This is a genomic window from Streptomyces sp. NPDC014870, from assembly GCF_043081505.1.
Taxonomy (GTDB): domain Bacteria; phylum Actinomycetota; class Actinomycetes; order Streptomycetales; family Streptomycetaceae; genus Streptomyces.
Genome location: NZ_JBIBWQ010000012.1, coordinates 89,924 through 107,042, shown reverse-complemented (window position 1 = coordinate 107,042; position 17,119 = coordinate 89,924). Strand labels below are relative to the sequence as shown.

Below are 17,119 nucleotides of genomic sequence, written 5' to 3'. Positions count from 1 at the left end.
GGAACCCTACGCGGGCGGCTCCGGCGCCGTCACCTGGCGATGCGCCAGCTCGGCGAGCCGGGCCTGCCCGTTCCTGCTGGGGTGGAACCAGTCCCACCTGCTCAGCTGCTCGCCGTCGAAGGGGAAGCCGAACACCGCTCCGCCGTCGTACCGGCAGCGCAGGTCCTTCGCGCAGACCTCCTGGAGCGTCCGGTTGTACGCGACGACCCGGTCCCGCACGGTCGTGCGGCGCTTCTCGGCCGAAGGGCTCAGGTCCTCCGGGTCGGCCAGCATCGAGCCGCAGATGCCCAGATTCCAGATCTCCCGGCGCAGGGCGCTGTCCTTGCCGGACGCCCAGAGCCGCTTCAGGTCCGGCACGCTCGACACGTACACCTGCGCCTTCGGCGCGGTCTTCCGCAGCATCGCGAGCGAGGCCTCGAAGTCCGCGCGGAACTCCGCGACCGGCGTCATCTGTTCGGCCCGGTCCCGGCAGGCGTCGTTGGCGCCCATCATCACCGTCACCAACTCGGGCTTCCGGGCGCCCGCGCGGGCCATCTGCTCGGGCAGTTCCGCCATCCGCGCGCCCGTCTTCGCCAGGTTCCAGCTGCGCTCGGAGACCCGCTCCGGGCCGAGCAGCCGCAGGGCCAGGCTGTTGACCCGGGTGTCCGTGCCGGTCGCCCAGGACGCCTCCGGGCAGTCCGACAGGATCGTGCAGGCGTCGAAGGCGCGGGTGATGGAGTCGCCGACGGCGGCGACGGAGGCGGGGGTGCGGTCCCAGACGGGGGTGGGTCTTGGCGTCGGCTTCGGGGCGGTGCGCTCGGGCCCGGCGGTCTCACACCCCGTCAGGGCGCCCGCGCACAGCAGCGCGACGGCCCCCGCCGCGGCGAGGCCGGTCCGGAATCGTCGTGTACCGCGCATCCCCTGCCCCCGTTTCCCGCCCGGTCGCGTCCTGGCGAGTGAAAGCTTCGTGTCCACAGGCCCCCGGACCGACCGTACGTCACCCCAAGGGCGGTGCGGCACGGTAGCTTTTCCCCCGTCGAACCAGAGGCACCTTTGCCAGTCGGCTCCGGTAAATTACATCACGTCACATGCTGTCCCTTTTTCGGGGGTTTACGGAGTTTGACTCCCGATGCTGTTTACTGAGGCCGCTGGGAAAAGGCGAACCTCGTCCCACACTGGAGGTCCCGGTGACGACACGTGGAGTCCTGTACGTACACTCCGCACCGCGCGCGCTGTGCCCGCACGTCGAATGGGCGGTCGCGGGTGTCCTCGGTGCGAGGGTCCAGCTCGACTGGATCCGCCAGCCGGCGTCTCCCGGCACGTGGAGAGCCGAGTTCTCCTGGCAGGGCGAGACCGGTACGGCCTCCAAACTCGCCTCCGCGCTGCGCGGCTGGCAGATGCTCCGCTTCGAGGTCACCGCGGAACCCTGTCCGACCGCCGAGGGCGAGCGCTACAGCGCCACCCCGGAACTGGGCATCTTCCACGCCGTCACCGGCATGCACGGCGACATCCTGATCCCGGAGGACCGCCTGCGGGCCGCCCTCGCCCGCTCCGTGCGCGGCGAGACGGAGCTGGAGGCGGAGATCGCCAAGCTCCTCGGCAAGCCCTGGGACGACGAACTGGAACCCTTCCGCTACGCAGGCGAGGGCGCCCCGGTCCGCTGGCTCCACCAGGTCGTCTGACCCCACTCCCGACACGCCGAAGGCCCACCCCGTCCGGGGTGGGCCTTCGGCGTGTCGGAACGTCGGGTCACACGGTGCGGAACGCCAGCACCACGTTGTGGCCGCCGAAGCCGAAGGAGTTGGCCCCTCCCGCGTGCGCCCCTCGCACCGCTTCGCGGGCTTCGGAGCGCTGTGCTGGACTCCGTCCGGCGGACGTGGCGGAGGCCCACCCCGTGCACGGAGTGGGCCTCGCACGTTGCTTCGGGTCAGACGGTGCGGAACGCCAGCACCACGTTGTGGCCGCCGAAGCCGAAGGAGTTGTTGATCGCCGCGATCGTGCCCTGGGGCAGCTCGCGGGGCTCGTCGCGGACGATGTCCGCCTCGACGGCCGGGTCCAGGTCGTCGACGTTGATGGTCGGCGGGGCCAGCCGGTTGTGGAGCGCCAGGACCGTCGCGACGGTCTCGATGCCGCCCGCGCCGCCGAGCAGGTGACCCGTCATCGACTTCGTCGCGGAGATCGCGACGTGGTCCAGGTCGTCGCCGAGCACCTTGCGCAGCGCCTTGATCTCGGCGACGTCACCCTGCGGCGTCGACGTCGCGTGCGCGTTGAGGTGGACGACCTCGGAGGGCTTCAGGTCGGTCGAGTCCAGCAGGTTCTGCATCGCGGCCGCGATGCCCCGGCCGGTCGGCTCGGGCTGCGCGATGTGGTGGGAGTCGGCCGACAGACCCTGGCCGAGCACCTCGCAGTAGATCCGCGCGCCACGGGCCTTCGCGTGCTCCTCGGACTCGAGGATCACCACGCCCGCGCCCTCGCCGAGCACGAAGCCGTCACGGCCCGTGTCGTACGGACGCGAGGCCTTCGTCGGCTCGTCGTTGTTCTTGGACATCGCCATCATGTTGGCGAAGGCCGCGATCGGCAGCGGGTGGATCGCCGCCTCGGTGCCGCCGGCCACGACCACGTCGGCCCGGCCGGTACGGATCATCTCGACGGCGTAGCCGATCGCCTCGGCACCCGACGCGCACGCCGAGACCGGGGTGTGGACGCCCGCCCGGGCGTTCACCTCCAGGCCGACGTTGGCGGAGGGGCTGTTCGGCATCAGCATCGGCACGGTGTGCGGGGACACGCGGCGGACGCCCTTGTCCTTCAGCACGTCGTACTGGTCGAGCAGAGTCGTGACACCGCCGATGCCGGAGGCGATGACGGAGCCGAGCCGCTCGGGCGCGATGCTCTCGTCCTCGCCGGCCGGGGCGGTGTAGCCCGCGTCGGCCCACGCCTCACGGGCCGCGATCAGCGCGAACTGCGCCGAGCGGTCCAGCTTGCGGGCGAGCGGGCGGGGCAGAACGTCGCCCGGGTCCACGGCCGCGAGGGCCGCGATCTGGACCGGCAGTTCGGCGAATCGTTCGCCCTCAAGAGGCTTGACGCCGGAGCGTCCCGCGATCAGACCTTCCCAGGTCGATGCGGAGTCGCCACCCAGCGGTGTGGTTGCGCCGATACCGGTGACGACCACGGTGCGATTGGTCGAGCTCACAGGAATTCTTTCTCCACGTGTGTGATGGTCGAAATACGGCGCCACCGCCGGGTGGCTGACCGAGTCAGCAGGGGCCGAATCAGCCCTGGTGCTTCAGGATGTAGTCGGTCGCGTCGCCGACCGTCTTGAGGTTCTTGACGTCCTCGTCCGGGATCTTGACCTCGAAGCGCTCTTCGGCGGCCACAACGACCTCGACCATGGACAGCGAGTCGACGTCCAGGTCGTCGGTGAAGGACTTGTCCAGCTGGACGTCCTCGGTCGGGATGCCGGCGATCTCGTTCACGATCTCGGCGAGACCTTCGACGATCTGCTCCTGGGTGAAGGCCATGTTGGCGCTCCTTCTGTGATTGCTTCGGTAAAAGGGCTTCCGGAAGATCCGGAGTTGCCTAGGGGAGAGTAACGACCGACGCGGCGAAGACGAGACCCGCCCCGAAGCCGATGATGAGAGCCGTGTCGCCGCTCTTCGCCTTGCCGGTCGCCAGCAGCCGCTCCATCGCGAGCGGAATCGAGGCGGCCGAGGTGTTGCCGGTGGTCTCGACGTCACGCGCGACCGTGACGTGCTCCGGCAGCTTGAGGGTCTTCACCATCGAGTCGATGATCCGCATGTTCGCCTGGTGCGGAATGAAGACGTCCAGGTCGTCCGCCGAGATTCCGGCGGCGTCCAGCGCCTGCTGGGCGACCTTCGCCATCTCGAAGACGGCCCAGCGGAAGACCGCCTGACCCTCCTGCGTGATGGCGGGGAACTTGATCTCGCCCTGCTGGTTGAGGGGGAGCTTGGAGACGTCGCCACGGGGGGTCCCCCCTGCTCGAGCGGAGTCGAGAGCTTGGGGGAGGAACTCGTTCCAGGGGACGGTCTGCTTGATCGTCTCGGACTTGTCGCCCTCCGAACCCCACACCGTGGGGCCGATGTGCGGCTCGTCCGAGGGGCCGACCACGACCGCGCCGGCGCCGTCGCCGAACAGGAAGGCCGTCGCGCGGTCCTCCAGGTCGGTCAGGTCGCTCAGCCGCTCGACGCCGATGACGAGTACGTACTCGGCCGAGCCCTCGACGATCATGCCCTTGGCGAGGGTCAGGCCGTAGCCGAAGCCCGCGCAGCCGGCGGAGATGTCGAACGCGGCCGGCTTGCCCGCGCCGATCTTGTCGGCGATCTCGGTGGCGACGGCCGGGGTCTGCTTGAAGTGCGAGACCGTGGAGACGACGACGGCGCCGATCTGCTCCGGGGTGATCCCGGCGTCGGCGATGGCCTTGCCGGAGGCCTCGACGGACATCGCGGTCACGGTCTCCTCGGGGGAGGCCCAGTGACGCGTGGCGATGCCGGAGCGCGAGCGGATCCACTCGTCGGACGAGTCGATCGTCTCGAGGATCACCTCGTTCGGCACGACCCGGGTGGGGCGGTAGCCGCCGACACCCATGATCCGCGCGTACGGGGCGCCCTTGCTGGGCTTGATCTTCGACATGCTCTACGGCTCCTTACTCAGGCTGCAGTGTGCTCGGCGACGAGCGTGCGGGCCGCGTCGAGGTCGTCGGGGGTCTTCAGGGCGACGGTCGCCACGCCCGGAAGCGCGCGCTTGGCCAGACCGGTCAGGGTGCCGCCGGGGCACACCTCGATCAGCGCCGTCACGCCCAGCTCCTTGAAGGTCTCCATGCACAGGTCCCAGCGGACCGGGTTGGCGACCTGCCCGACGAGGCGGGCGATGACGTCCGCGCCCTCGGTGACGACCTGGCCGTCCTTGTTGGAGACGTAGCGCACCCGAGGAGCGGAGACCGTCAGCTCCTTCGCCGCCGCCTCCAGCGTCGCCACCGCCGGAGCCATGTGGTGCGTGTGGAACGCGCCGGCGACCTTCAGCGCCACGACACGGCGGACGCCCTCGGGCTTGTCCGCCTCCAGGGCGGCCAGCTGCTCCAGGGTGCCGGCGGCCACGATCTGGCCGGCGCCGTTGACGTTGGCCGGGGTCAGACCGAGCTTCTCGAGGTGCGGAACCGTCACTTCGGGGTCGCCGCCGAGCAGCGCCGACATGCCGGTCTCGGTGATGGCGGCCGCCTCGGCCATCGCCAGGCCACGCGTCCGTACGAGACGCAGGGCGGCGGTGTCGTCGAGGACGCCCGCGAACGCGGCGGCGGTGATCTCGCCGACGCTGTGGCCCGCGACGGCGCCGGGGGCGACGTCACCGAGCGCGGCGGCGGAGAGCAGGCCCGCGGCGACGAGCAGCGGCTGCGCCACCGAGGTGTCACGGATCTGGTCCGCGTCGGCGTTCGTGCCGTAGTGGACGAGGTCGAGCCCGATGGCATCGGACCAGGCCGCCACACGGTCGGCGGCACCGGGGAGTTCGAGCCAGGGAGTCAGGAAGCCGGGCGTCTGAGCGCCTTGGCCGGGAGCGACGAGTACGAGCACCCTCACACTCTCTCTTGGGGACGGCTCCAAGCGCCCGTGGGGACTAGGACGAAGAACCGTCGGGGGAATTGTTGGTGTTCGACAAAAGTCTAGGACTGCGGATCTCCGTCGGCCAAGCGCCCCAGAATGAGGGCGATCCGCAGCGTGAAAGCGGACCGGACATCGGAGGGTGACCACCCGGTGACGTCTGTCACACGTCGAAGCCGGTAGCGCACGGTGTTCGGGTGCACGAAGAGCATCCTCGCCGCGCCTTCCAGGCTGCTGGCCTGCTCCAGATAGACACTCAGAGTTTCCAGCAGCGCCGATCCCGCTTCCTCCAGCGGTCTGTAGATCTCCTCCACCAACTGCTCGCGGGCAGAAGGGTCGGAGGCGATGGCGCGCTCCGGCAGGAGATCGTCCGCGAGGACCGGCCGCGGGGCGTCCTGCCAGGCCGAGCAGGCCTTCAGTCCCGCGGCGGCGGCCTGCGCGGACCGGGTCGCGGCCAGCAGGTCGGGGACGACGGGCCCCGCGACGACCGGACCGGCGGCGTACGGCCCGATCAGGGCCTTCGCGACGGCGAGCGGGTTGTCGTTGCCGCCGGCGATGACGACGAGCCGGTCACCGAGGACGCCGGTGAGGACCTGGAGCTTGGCGTGCCGGGCGGCGCGGCGGATCGCCTCGACGGTCAGCTCGCTGTCACCGTCGGGGGCGGTGCCGAGGACGACGCAGACGTGGTCGGGCGAGTTCCAGCCGAGCGCGGCGGCCCGGGAGACGGCGCCCTCGTCGGCCTCGCCGGAGAGGACCGCGTTGACCACGAGGGACTCCAGGCGGGCGTCCCAGGCGCCGCGGGCCTCGGCGGCCTGGGCGTAGACCTGCGCGGTCGCGAAGGCGATCTCGCGGGCGTAGACGAGGAGGGCCTCGCGGAGGATGGACTCGTCGCCGGGGGCGGCGACCTCCTCGATCGCCGCCTCCATGACCTCGATGGTGGTCCGGACCATCTCGACGGTCTGGCGCAGCGTGATCGCACGGGTCAGCTCGCGCGGCGCGGTGCCGAAGACGTCGGTGGAGATGGCCTGCGGGGTCTCCGGGTGCCGGAACCACTCGGTGAACGCGGCGATGCCCGCCTGGGCGACCAGGCCGATCCACGACCGGTTCTCGGGCGGCATCGCCCGGTACCACGGCAGCGTCTCGTCCATGCGGGCAATGGCGTTGGCGGCGAGCCGCCCGGAGGACTGTTCGAGGCGCTTCAGGGTCGCGGAGTGCGGATGAGCGGCGTTCGTGGGTTCAGGCACGGGGACAAGACTGCCTTATCGGGACGCCCGGGTGCGGGGTCGGGGCCGTTTCCCCCGCGCGGTGGGGTGCCGGTGCGGCGGGGTACCCGTGCTCCGGCCGGTGCGGGTCCGGGGCCCGGGGGGGGACGCTCGCCACGGGTGCGGGGTGTGTGGGGGCCTCCATGGAGTCCGGGTGCCGTACGCCCGCCGCCCGGGGAGCCGGCGGCGGTTACCGTGGGCCCGTGATTCGTATCCAGCGTGCCGGTGACCGCTACCCCGGGGGCGAGGCGGGGGCCGGGATCGAGACGCGGCACGCGTTCTCCTTCGGGCCGCACTACGACCCCGACAACCTCCGCTTCGGCGCCGTGCTCGCCTGCAACGAGGAGCGGCTCGCGCCCGGGGCCGGTTTCGCCGAGCACCGGCACCGGCACACCGAGATCGTCACCTGGGTCGTCGAGGGCGAGCTGACCCACCACGACACGGCAGCCGGCCGGACGACGGTCGTCCGCCCCGGGGACCTGCAGCGGCTCAGCTCCGCCGACGGCGTACGGCACGAGGAGCGCAACGACGGCGACGTGCCGCTGGTCTTCGTCCAGATGTGGCTCGCCCCGCTGGAGCCGGGCGGCGACCCCGCGTACGAGATCGTCCGGGGCATCGCCGACTCCACTCCGTACGCCCTCCCGGAGGCGGCCGCGATGCTCCACGTCCGGCGCCTGGAGCAGGGCGAGCGGACGGCCGTCCCGGACGCGGAGCTGATCTACGCGCACGTGGTGCGCGGCACGGCCCGCCTCGACGGCGAGGAGCTCGCCCCCGGCGACGCGGCCCGCGTCACCGAAGCGCGCGACCTCGCGTTCCTGGCCACCTCGGACGCGGAACTCCTCCTCTGGGAGATGCGCTCCGCCTGAGGCCCCCCGCTCGCGTCAGCCGGCCGCCGCGCTCTTCGCCTTCCACTGCTCCCAGCCCAGGTTCCACGCGCCGAAGCCGTTGCCCTCGGCTACCGTGCCCTTGGTGTCGGCGCCCTTGATCTCGAAGGGGTCGCCCGCGCGGACCTGGCCGTAGAACCACGCCGCGTCCGCGTCGCTCATGCCGATGCAGCCGGAGCTCTTGTTGGCGCGGCCGAAGTACGCCGCGTTCCAGGGCGCCGCGTGCGCGTACATGCCCGACCAGGTCAGCCGCATCGAGTAGTCGACCATCTTGTCGTAGGCGTCGCCGAGGCCGACCGTCTCCGAGTTCATGTTGATCGTGCCCTCCTTCGCCATCAGCACCGCCGTACCCCGCCACGACCGCTTGTCGCCCCCGGGTGTCCCACCCGATACGGGGATCGTGCGCACGGTCTTCCCGTCCCGCTCCAGGACCAGCCGCTTCGCGTCCAGGTCCACTTTCACCACCTGCGCCGCCGAGCCGACCGTGAACCCGGTCCGGTAGTCCCGGACGAACCAGCCGCCGCCCGAGTCCGTCCCGTCGAGCGTCGCGTCCAGATCCACCCGGGTGCCCGGCTTCCAGTACTCCTTCGGCCGCCAGTCCACCCGGTCCTTGCCCGACCAGTCCTTCAGCCAGCCCCAGGAGCCGACTGTCCCGTTCGAGGTCGTCACCTTGAGCTGCTTCTCCACCTCGGCCCGGTTCGTCACCGGCCGGTCGAACACGATCGACAGCGGCTGCGCGACGCCGACCGTCGTGTTCTTCCCGGGCGCCAGCGTCAGCTTGTTGACCCGCGCGGCGGGCGCCGTCCTGAACGTCGAGCTGGTCGTCGTCTCCTGCCCGCCGGCCGTACGGGTCGTCGCCTCCACCCGGTACGAGGTGCCCGGCACCGCCTTGCGGTCCGAGACCCACGACGCACCGCCGGTCCCGGTACGCCCGGCCAGTTCGGCGCCCTCCGCGTCCACGACCCGCACCGTCCGCAGCGTGCCGCCGGTGGCCGTGACCGTCACCGTCCGCCCCGCCGCCGGGCTCACCACGGTCACCTTCGCCGGGGCGTCCGCCTTCGCCCCGGCCGCGGGGCTCTCCGTCGTACGGGGCGCGCCCACCGCCCCCGCCGTACAGGCGGTGAGCGAGCCGCAGAGGGCGACCGCCGCGAGCGACCGGCGTATTCGGGTGCGAGCGGGCGCCACAGAAGGCGCAGAAGGCACGGAAACCACGGAGTCCTCCGGATGAAAAGTGTGGGATGCCCGGACTGTATGCCGTGAGATCGGCCTCCGATCCTCTGTGACAAGGGGTGGTGAGGAACGGTCATCGTCCGGTCACACACGCCGCGCGGAGCGGTCAAGACCGGCTGTGAGCATCCTGTGCGCCCCCCGACCGAGGGGCGGAACAAGGAGGCTCACGTTGTGTCAGCTCTGCTCGTGACGGCCGCGCCGCCGCGCACCACGCGCCTCGCCCCCGTCACCGTCGAGACGTACCGTGCCTTCCTCGCCCACGGCGAGGCGCGCCCCAGCTTCCTCCAGTGCCCCTCCTGGGCCGACGTCAAGGACGGCTGGCGCCACCAACTCATCGGCTGGGGACCGGAGTCCGGTGACGGACCGACGGGCGTCGCCCTGGTGTTGCTGCGGCCCTTCCCCGGCACCCGGAAGTTCTTCGCCTACCTGCCCGAGGGGCCCGTAGCCGACTGGTCCGACCCGGACATCGACGGCTGGCTCTCCCCGCTCCTCGGCCACCTGCGCGCCGCCGGGGCCTTCGCCGTACGCATCGGCCCCTCGCCCGCCTTCCGCCGCTGGAACGCCGGCACGCTCAAGGCGCACACCGGTCCGGGGCGGCGGCTCTCCGACGTCCTCGCCGACGAGGTCGATCCGCTCGGCACCGCCGTCGCCGAACGGCTCCGCTCCCGCGGCTGGCGCCGCTGCGGCGGCGACTCCACGAGCGGGTCCGACGGCGCCGACGCCCAGCCCCGCCACGTCTACCAGGTCCCGCTCGCCGGGCGAAGCTCCGAGGACCTGTGGAACGGCCTCAACCAGGAGTGGCGGCGCAACGTCCGCAAGGCCCGCAAGTCCGGCGTCGAGGTCGTCGTCGGCTCGGCGGCCGACCTGCCGGAGTTCTTCCGGCTCCTGCGGATCACCGAGGAGCGTGACGGTTTCCGCCTCGGCCGCGCCCTCTCCTACTACGAACGCCAGTACGCGGTTCTCAACGCCGAGCAACCCGGACGGATGAAGCTCTACCTCGCCCGCCACGAGGGCGAGATCCTCGCCGCCCACACGATGATCACCGTGGGGAAGCGGGTCTGGTACCAGACCGGAGCCTCCGCCGACCACCGCCGCGAGGTCCGCCCGTCCAACGCCCTGCAGTGGCGGATGATGCTCGACGCCCACGCGCTCGGCGCCGACGTCTACGACATGCGCGGGATACCCTCCACCCTTGATCCGGACGACCGCGCCCACGGTCTGCTGCGCTGGAAGCTCGGCACGGGAGGGCAGGCCGTCGAGACGCTGGGGGAGTGGGAGACACCGTTGGCCGGCACGACCAACCACGCGCTGTACCGGGCGTTCCAGGCGTACCTGGCCCGCCGATGACGACGGCCGTCGCGAAGCCGGAGCCGAAGCCGGAACCGGGAGCGGGGCCCAGGCACCGCGCCGCGCCGTCCGTGCTGCGCAGCGGCGCGCTCATGGCCGCCGGCTCGCTGGTCTCGCGCGCCACCGGCTTCGTCCGCTCGGCGATCGTCGCGGCGGCGCTCGGCGTCGGCGGGATCGCCGACGGCTACGCGGTCGCCAACTCCATCCCCACGATCGTCTACATACTGCTCCTCGGCGGCGCCCTCAACGCGGTCTTCGTGCCCGAGCTGGTCAGGGCCGCCAAGGAGCACGAGGACGGCGGCGTCGCCTACACCGACCGGCTCCTCACCCTCTGCGTCTGCGCCCTGCTCGTGATGACGGCGGGCGCCGTCCTCGCGGCGCCCGCGATCATCGACGCGTACACCGACTACAGCGGCGCGCGCGAGTCGATGACGGTCGCCTTCGCCCGGTACTGCCTGCCGCAGATCTTCTTCCTCGGCCTCTTCACCCTGCTCGGACAGGTCCTGAACGCCCGCGGCCGGTTCGGCGCGATGATGTGGACGCCGGTCCTCAACAACGTCGTCGTCATCGCCGTCTTCGGCCTCTACCTGGCGACGGCGGTGACGGGCTCCGGCGGACTGACGGCCGGGGAGACCGCGCTCCTCGGCTGGGGCACCACCGCCGGCATCGCGCTCCAGGCCCTCGCCCTCGTGCCGTCGCTGCGCTCGGCCGGCTTCCGCTGGCGGCCGCGGTTCGACTGGCGCGGCAGCGGGCTGACCGAGCCGCTGCGCTCGGCGGGCTGGCTCGTGCTCCTGGTCCTCACCAACCAGGCCGCGTACTGGGTGACCACGAAGCTCGCCACGGCGGCGGGGGCACAGGCGGAACGTCTTGAGGGCGGTGGGGGCGGCTTCGGCTTCGCCGCGTACAACAACGCCTATCTGCTGTGGGCCGTGCCGCACGGCATCGTCACCGTCTCGCTGGTGACCGCGCTGCTGCCCAGGATGAGCGGGGCCGCCGCCGACGGCGACCTTGCGGGGGTGCGACGGGACGTCAGTTACGGGCTGCGCGCCTCGGCGGCGGCCGTCGTCCCGGCCGCCTGCGCGCTGTTCGCGCTCGCCGTGCCGCTGATGAGCCTGGTCTTCCAGTACGGCAGGACCGACGCGGCCGACGTGAAGGCGATGGCGTGGATCCTGATGGCCTTCGCGCCGGGCCTGGTCGCCTTCTCGGGCCAGTACGTCTGCACCCGCGCCTTCTACGCGCTGCGCGACACCAGGACCCCGTTCCTCCTCAACCTGGTGATCGCCGCCCTGAACGCGGGCCTGTCCCTGACCGCGTACCGGCTGCTGCCGCCGACCTGGGCGGTGGCGGGCATCGCGGCCGGCTACTCGCTCGCGCTGTGGGCGGGCTGGGCCCTCACCGCGTACGCGCTGCGGCGCCGGCTCGGGGCCGCGGCGCCCGCCTCCGCCCGCGGGGCCGGGGCCGCCGGCTCGCTCGCCCGGCTCGTCCTGGTCGCCCTCCCCGCCACCGGCTGGGGGCTGCTCGCCACCGACACCACCGCCCCCGCGGGCGCCCTGCCCGCCGCCCTGGCGGGCGGGCTCGCCGTCCTCGCCGTCTTCGGGCTGCTCGCCAGGCCGCTCGGGCTCACCGAGGTGAGCGCCCTGCTGACGACCACCGGCCGGCGCCTGCGCGTCGTCCCGAGGCCGCGCACCGGCGGCTGACCCGGGGCCGGTCCGCCGCACCCCCTCCTCACCTTGGGATACTCCACCAATGCCTCGCGTCCTCCTGATAGAAGACGACCCCTCCGTCCGCGAAGGGGTCGAGCTCGGGCTGCGGCGGCGCGGCCACGAGGTGCGGGCCGCGGCGACCGGTGAGGCGGGGCTCGCCCTGCTCACCGAGTTCCGGCCCGACCTCGTCCTGCTCGACCTGATGCTGCCCGGCATGAACGGCGTCCAGGTCTGCCACCGGGTCCGCGAGACCAGCCAGCTGCCGATCATCATGCTCACCGCGCGCGGCGACGACTTCGACATCGTCGTAGGCCTGGAGGCGGGCGCCGACGACTACATTGTCAAACCCGCCCGCACCGAGGTCATCGAGGCCCGGATCCGCGCCGTCCTGCGCCGCATCGAGATACCCGGGGCGGGCCGCCCCGCCATCGAGTTCCACGGCGAACTCGCCATCGACCGCTCCGGGCTCACCGTCGCCAAGTCCGGCGAACGCCTCGCCCTCGCCCCCTCCGAGCTCAAACTGCTGCTGCACCTGACCGCCCACCCCGAACAGGTCTTCAGCCGCCAGCAACTCCTCGAACACGTCTGGGAGCACAGCTACCACAGCGACGCCCGGCTCGTGGACGCCTGTGTCCGGCGCCTGCGCAACAAGATCGAGGACACCCCCGGCACCCCCCGCTACATCCAGACCCTGCGCGGCTTCGGCTACCGCTTCGGACCGCTGTGAAGCGCCGCCTGCGCCCCTTCGGGCTCCGCACCCGGCTCGTCCTCGCCTTCCTCCTGGTCGCCGCCGTCGGCTGCGGCACCACCGCCGCGCTCACCTACCAGGCCGCGCGCACCGCGATCCTCGAACAGGCCCAGGACACGGCCGTCGCCGCCTTCCGCGAGCAGGTCGCGGCGCTCTCCATCGAGCTGCCCGTCGACGCGGAAACGCTGCGCTCCTCGCTCTTCTTCATCGCCAAGCAGGGCAAGCCGCGCCCCTGGCGGGTCTACGCCGAGTACGGCGCCCTCCGGATCTCCTCCACGGACCGCCCCACCTCCAGCGTCCTCACCCCGGAACTCCGCGCCCGCGCCCAGGGCACCACGCACGGCAGCTTCCAGCGGGTCGTGAAGAACGGCAGCGCCTATCTGACGATCGCCGTCCCCGCCCTCCTCAAGCCGGGTGTCGGCGCCGAGGGCCTGCCCACCGGGCTGATCCTCTACGCGGTCGTCGACATGACAGGCGAGCAGGAGAACATCGAGGCCATGGTGGCCGCGGCCCGCGGCGGCGTCCTGCCGGCCCTCGCCGTCGCGCTCGTCCCCGCCCTGATCGCCGCCCGGAGCGTGCTCCGCCCGGTCCGGGACCTCAGGCGCGCCGCGCACAGCATGGGGCGGGGCGAGCTGGACACCCGTATCCAGGCCAAGGGCAGCGACGAACTCGCCGACCTCGCACGGACGTTCAACGAGTCCGCCGCCGCCCTCGAAAGCTCGGTCGCCGAGCTGCAGCGCGCCGAGGCCCGCGCCCGCCGGTTCGCCTCCGACGTCTCGCACGAACTGCGCACCCCGCTCGCCGGGATGCTCGCCGTCACCGAGGTGCTCGACGAGGACGCCGCCCACCTCCACTCGGACACCGCCGCCGCCGTCCGGCTCATCAGCGCCGAGACCGGCAGACTCGCCGACCTCGTCGAGGACCTGATGGAGATCTCCCGCTTCGACGCGCGCGCAGCCGAGCTCCACCCGGACGAGGTGGACGTCGCCGAGACGATCCGCAGGACCCTGGGCAGCCGCCACTGGACCGACCCCGACCAGGTGGTGGTGGACCTCCCCGACGGCATCAGGGCCCGGCTCGACCCGCGCCGCTTCGACGTGGTCGTCGCCAACCTGGTCGGCAACGCGCTGCGGCACGGCCGCCCGCCGGTCACCGTGCGGCTGTCCACCGACGGCCCCTGGGTGGTCACCGAGGTCGCCGACCGGGGGCCGGGGATCGCGCCCGAGGTGCTGCCGCACGTCTTCGACCGTTTCTTCAAGGCCGACCCGGCACGCACCCGCTCCGCCGGCAGCGGGCTCGGCCTCGCGATCACCCAGGAGAACGTGCGGCTCCACGGCGGCACCGTCGTGGCCGCCGACCGCCCCGACGGCGGAGCCGTCTTCACCGTGAGGATCCCGCTGTGAACGCTCACCGCCGCACCGTCCTCGCCGGCGCCCTGCTGCTGACCCTCGGGGGCTGCGGCATCCAGGGCACCGATGTCGTGGAGTCCGGCGAGGCGGCCTCCGTGGTCGTCTACCCGCCGCCCGCGCTGCGGATGACGCTCTTCCTGGTCGACGGCGACGGGCGCCTCGCCCCGGTCGTGCGGGACGGCCAGGGTACGGATCCGGGCCGGTACCCCGACCCCGTCCGGACCACGCCGGTCGCCACGGGCGGCACGGGAGCGGAGGACCTGTGGGAGGCCGAGCTGGGCCCGAGCGGCGTCACCCGGCCCATGAAGGTGCTCGCCGCGCTGGTGGCAGGACCCAACGCGCGCGAGCGCGCCGCGGGTCTCGGCACCCGGATCCCGGCGGGGCGGTACGAGCTGTACGCGAGCGAGCACGCGGCCAAGATGGGCGACTACGGCATGCCGACGTTCCTGGTCCGCTCCACGGGCCCCGTGAAGACCCTGGAGCCGGTCGCCGTCCAGCAGATCGTCTGTACGACGGTCTTCGGGAAGGACCCCGCGGGCGTGGCCTGGGTCAGCCTCACGGGCCCGGACGGCACGCTGCAGGCCCAGTCCTGCCCGCAGTAGTCCGCCGGGCCCGCCGGTCGGACGCCGGTCAGGCCCCGGCGCGCAGCTCCGCGAGGACCGCGTCCGTGAACGGCGGCCATGCCTGGACCGCCCACGCCCCGAAGGGCCGGTCGGTCAGCGCGACGCAGGCGGCCCGCGCGTCCGGGTCGATCCACAGGAAGGTGCCCGACTGCCCGAAGTGCCCGAACGTCCGCGGCGAGGACGAGGCCCCCGTCCAGTGCGGCGACTTGCCGTCCCTGATCTCGAAGCCGAGCCCCCAGTCGTTCGGCCGCTGGTGGCCGTAGCCGGGCAGGATGCCGGTCAGACCGGGGTACGTCACCGTCATCGCGTCGAGCACCGTGCGCGCGTCGAGGAGCCGCGGCGCCTGCACCTCGGCGGCGAACCGCACCAGGTCGTCGACGGTCGAGACGCCGTCCTTGGCGGGCGAGCCCTCCAGCGTCGTCGCGGTCATGCCCAGCGGCTCCAGGACGGCCTGGTGGAGGTAGTCGGCGAACGGGATGTCCGTCGCCTTGGCGACATGGTCGCCGAGCGCCTCGAAGCCGGTGTTGGAGTAGATCCGGCGGGTGCCGGGCGCGGCCATCACCCGCGGCTCGTCGAAGGCGAGCCCCGAGGTGTGCGCCAGCAGGTGCCGGACCGTCGCGCCCTCGGGCCCTGCGGGCTCGTCGAGGTCGATCGCCCCCTCCTCGTACGCGACGAGGACGGCGTACGCCGCCAGCGGCTTGGTGACCGAGGCCAGCGGGAACCGCTGCCCGGTGGGGCCGTGCGACCCGGCCAGGGTGCCGTCCGCACGGACGACGGCGGCGGCCGCGGTGGGGACGGGCCAGTTCTCGGTCAGCGCCAGGCTCTGCAACGACATGGGGCCGAGCCTACTTGCTTCGAGTGCGCTCGAAGGTTCTAGCGTGGAGGTCATGAGCGTGATCGAGAACGGCGCCGCCCGCTTCACCATCAGCGAGGTCGCGGCCCTGACCGGGCTGACGGCGCACACCCTGCGCTGGTACGAGCGGATCGGTCTGATGCCGCACGTCGACCGTTCGCACACCGGGCAGCGCCGTTTCTCCCAGCGCGATCTGGACTGGCTGGCGTTCGTCGGCAAGCTCCGGCTGACCGGGATGCCGGTCGCCGGCATGGTGCGGTACGCCGAGCTGATCCGGGAGGGCGACCACACCCGCGACGAACGCCGCGAACTCCTGGAGAGCACCCGACGGGACGTTCTCGCCCGGATCGGCGAGCTGCAGGACGCGCTGGCCGTGCTCGACATCAAGATCGGTCACTACGGCACCACAGACGTGGCCACCAGCCGAACCACCGGAGGAGGCACCACCGCATGACCAGGATCGACACCGTACGGCTCGGCGGTCAGGACGGACCCGAGATCGGCGTCCAGGGCTTCGGAGCCATGGGCATCAGCGAGTTCTACGGGGACACCGACGAGGCCGCCGCCCGCGACACCCTCGACGCCGCCCTGGAGGCGGGCGTCACCCTGATCGACACCGCCGACATCTACGGAAGCGGCGCCAACGAGGAGTTCCTGGCGCCCTTCCTCGCGGACCACCGCGACGAAGTCGTCCTCGCCACCAAGTTCGCCATAGAGCGTCGCGCCGACGACCCGCACTACCGGGCGGTCCGCAACGACCGCACGTACATCCGGCAGGCCGTGGAAGACAGCCTGCGCCGCCTCGGCATCGAGACGATCGACCTGTACTACATGCACCGGCGCGACCCGGAGATCCCCTTCGCGGAGTCGGTCGGGGCGATGGCGGAGCTCGTACAGGAGGGCAAGGTCAGGCAGCTCGGCCTGAGCGAGGTGACCGGCGCCGAGCTCCGCGAGGCCCACGCCGTGCACCCGATCGCGGCCCTGCAGTCGGAGTGGTCGCTCTTCTCGCGCGACGTCGAACGCAGCGCGGTCGGCGCCGCCGCCGAGCTCGGCGTGACCTTCGTGCCGTACTCGCCGCTCGGCCGGGGCTTCCTGACCGGCGCCTTCGCGGACGCCTCGAAGGACCTGTCGGGCGGCGACTACCGCGCGCACCAGCCCCGGTTCACGGGCGAGAACGCGGCACGCAACGCGGCCCTGCTCGCCCCGGTCCACAAGATCGCGGCGGACCACGGCGCGACGGCGGCGCAGGTCGCCCTCGCCTGGGTCCAGCAGCGCGCAGCCGTCCACGGCCTGACGGTCGTCCCGATCCCCGGCACCCGCAAGCGCGGCCGCCTCCTGGAGAACGCGGCGGCGACCCGGATCACGCTCACCGAGGCGGAACTCGCCGAACTGGAGCCGATCGCGGGGCAGGTCTCCGGCGACCGCTACCCGGACATGAGCTCCACCTCGGCGGCCCGCGAATAGCCACCGTC

Annotated in this window: 17 protein-coding genes; 9 read left to right on the top strand and 8 right to left on the bottom strand. The window is 72.4% G+C overall.

Annotated features, from left to right (window positions below; translation table 11 throughout):
* Positions 1-6 precede the first annotated feature (6 nt).
* Positions 7-897, bottom strand: coding sequence for an SGNH/GDSL hydrolase family protein (locus ACF09C_RS30750; protein ID WP_392096230.1), 891 nt, complete (start codon positions 895-897; stop codon positions 7-9).
* Between the two features lie 269 nt (positions 898-1,166).
* Between ACF09C_RS30750 and ACF09C_RS30745 the strand changes: the two genes are divergently transcribed.
* A complete protein-coding gene (locus tag ACF09C_RS30745) occupies positions 1,167-1,661 on the top strand; it encodes a DUF3145 domain-containing protein (RefSeq protein ID WP_137989482.1) in 495 nt (164 codons plus the stop codon).
* A gap of 245 nt (positions 1,662-1,906) precedes the next feature.
* Here the strand turns inward: ACF09C_RS30745 and fabF are convergent, their stop codons facing one another.
* The 5 genes from fabF to fasR all read right to left on the bottom strand — a co-directional run bounded on the left by fabF (position 1,907) and on the right by fasR (position 6,832).
* Positions 1,907-3,169, bottom strand: a complete 1,263-nt coding sequence (fabF, locus tag ACF09C_RS30740; RefSeq protein ID WP_392096228.1) for a beta-ketoacyl-ACP synthase II — start codon at positions 3,167-3,169, stop codon at positions 1,907-1,909.
* Positions 3,170-3,248: 79 nt separating this feature from the next.
* Positions 3,249-3,497 carry an acyl carrier protein gene (locus ACF09C_RS30735; protein ID WP_392096226.1) on the bottom strand — a complete coding sequence of 83 codons (249 nt, stop codon included), beginning with the start codon at positions 3,495-3,497 and terminating at the stop codon, positions 3,249-3,251.
* 58 nt (positions 3,498-3,555) lie between these two features.
* Positions 3,556-4,626 (bottom strand): ketoacyl-ACP synthase III, encoded by a 1,071-nt coding sequence (locus tag ACF09C_RS30730; protein ID WP_392096225.1) that lies wholly within the window; start codon positions 4,624-4,626, stop codon positions 3,556-3,558.
* A gap of 17 nt (positions 4,627-4,643) precedes the next feature.
* Positions 4,644-5,561 carry an ACP S-malonyltransferase gene (locus ACF09C_RS30725; protein ID WP_392096223.1) on the bottom strand — a complete coding sequence of 306 codons (918 nt, stop codon included), beginning with the start codon at positions 5,559-5,561 and terminating at the stop codon, positions 4,644-4,646.
* Between the two features lie 89 nt (positions 5,562-5,650).
* Positions 5,651-6,832 (bottom strand): fatty acid biosynthesis transcriptional regulator FasR, encoded by a 1,182-nt coding sequence (fasR, locus tag ACF09C_RS30720; protein ID WP_392096222.1) that lies wholly within the window; start codon positions 6,830-6,832, stop codon positions 5,651-5,653.
* 221 nt (positions 6,833-7,053) lie between these two features.
* On the opposite strand from fasR, the gene ACF09C_RS30715 reads away from it, so the two are divergent.
* Positions 7,054-7,716 (top strand): pirin family protein, encoded by a 663-nt coding sequence (locus ACF09C_RS30715; RefSeq protein ID WP_392096221.1) that lies wholly within the window; start codon positions 7,054-7,056, stop codon positions 7,714-7,716.
* Positions 7,717-7,731: 15 nt separating this feature from the next.
* Here the strand turns inward: ACF09C_RS30715 and ACF09C_RS30710 are convergent, their stop codons facing one another.
* On the bottom strand, positions 7,732-8,919 hold the full coding sequence (locus tag ACF09C_RS30710; protein ID WP_392096219.1) for an Ig-like domain-containing protein: 1,188 nt from the start codon (positions 8,917-8,919) through the stop codon (positions 7,732-7,734).
* A 216-nt stretch (positions 8,920-9,135) separates the two neighbouring features.
* On the opposite strand from ACF09C_RS30710, the gene ACF09C_RS30705 reads away from it, so the two are divergent.
* Genes ACF09C_RS30705 through ACF09C_RS30685 form a run of 5 tightly spaced genes read left to right on the top strand, consistent with a single transcriptional unit; the run spans position 9,136 to position 14,773 of the window.
* A complete protein-coding gene (locus tag ACF09C_RS30705; protein WP_392096218.1) occupies positions 9,136-10,311 on the top strand; it encodes a lipid II:glycine glycyltransferase FemX in 1,176 nt (391 codons plus the stop codon).
* A complete protein-coding gene (gene murJ / locus ACF09C_RS30700) occupies positions 10,308-12,008 on the top strand; it encodes a murein biosynthesis integral membrane protein MurJ (protein ID WP_392096216.1) in 1,701 nt (566 codons plus the stop codon). Before ACF09C_RS30705 ends, murJ begins: the two co-directional genes overlap by 4 nt.
* Before the next feature lie 49 nt (positions 12,009-12,057).
* Positions 12,058-12,741, top strand: a complete 684-nt coding sequence (locus tag ACF09C_RS30695) for a response regulator (RefSeq protein ID WP_392096215.1) — start codon at positions 12,058-12,060, stop codon at positions 12,739-12,741.
* The gene (locus ACF09C_RS30690) at positions 12,738-14,165 is read left to right on the top strand and encodes an ATP-binding protein (protein WP_392096213.1); all 1,428 of its coding nucleotides are present in this window, start codon (positions 12,738-12,740) and stop codon (positions 14,163-14,165) included. The genes ACF09C_RS30695 and ACF09C_RS30690 overlap by 4 nt, the downstream gene beginning before the upstream one ends.
* Complete coding sequence (locus ACF09C_RS30685) at positions 14,162-14,773, top strand: hypothetical protein (protein ID WP_392096211.1); 612 nt, start codon at positions 14,162-14,164, stop codon at positions 14,771-14,773. The genes ACF09C_RS30690 and ACF09C_RS30685 overlap by 4 nt, the downstream gene beginning before the upstream one ends.
* 28 nt (positions 14,774-14,801) lie before the next feature.
* Here ACF09C_RS30685 and ACF09C_RS30680 read toward each other — a convergent pair whose 3' ends face one another.
* Positions 14,802-15,629: a serine hydrolase domain-containing protein gene (locus ACF09C_RS30680; RefSeq protein ID WP_392096210.1), complete on the bottom strand. Its 828-nt coding sequence runs from the start codon at positions 15,627-15,629 to the stop codon at positions 14,802-14,804.
* 52 nt (positions 15,630-15,681) lie between these two features.
* Between ACF09C_RS30680 and ACF09C_RS30675 the strand changes: the two genes are divergently transcribed.
* Positions 15,682-16,101, top strand: coding sequence for a MerR family transcriptional regulator (locus ACF09C_RS30675; RefSeq protein WP_392096209.1), 420 nt, complete (start codon positions 15,682-15,684; stop codon positions 16,099-16,101).
* Positions 16,098-17,111 (top strand): aldo/keto reductase, encoded by a 1,014-nt coding sequence (locus tag ACF09C_RS30670; protein ID WP_392096208.1) that lies wholly within the window; start codon positions 16,098-16,100, stop codon positions 17,109-17,111. The genes ACF09C_RS30675 and ACF09C_RS30670 overlap by 4 nt, the downstream gene beginning before the upstream one ends.
* Positions 17,112-17,119 lie beyond the last annotated feature (8 nt).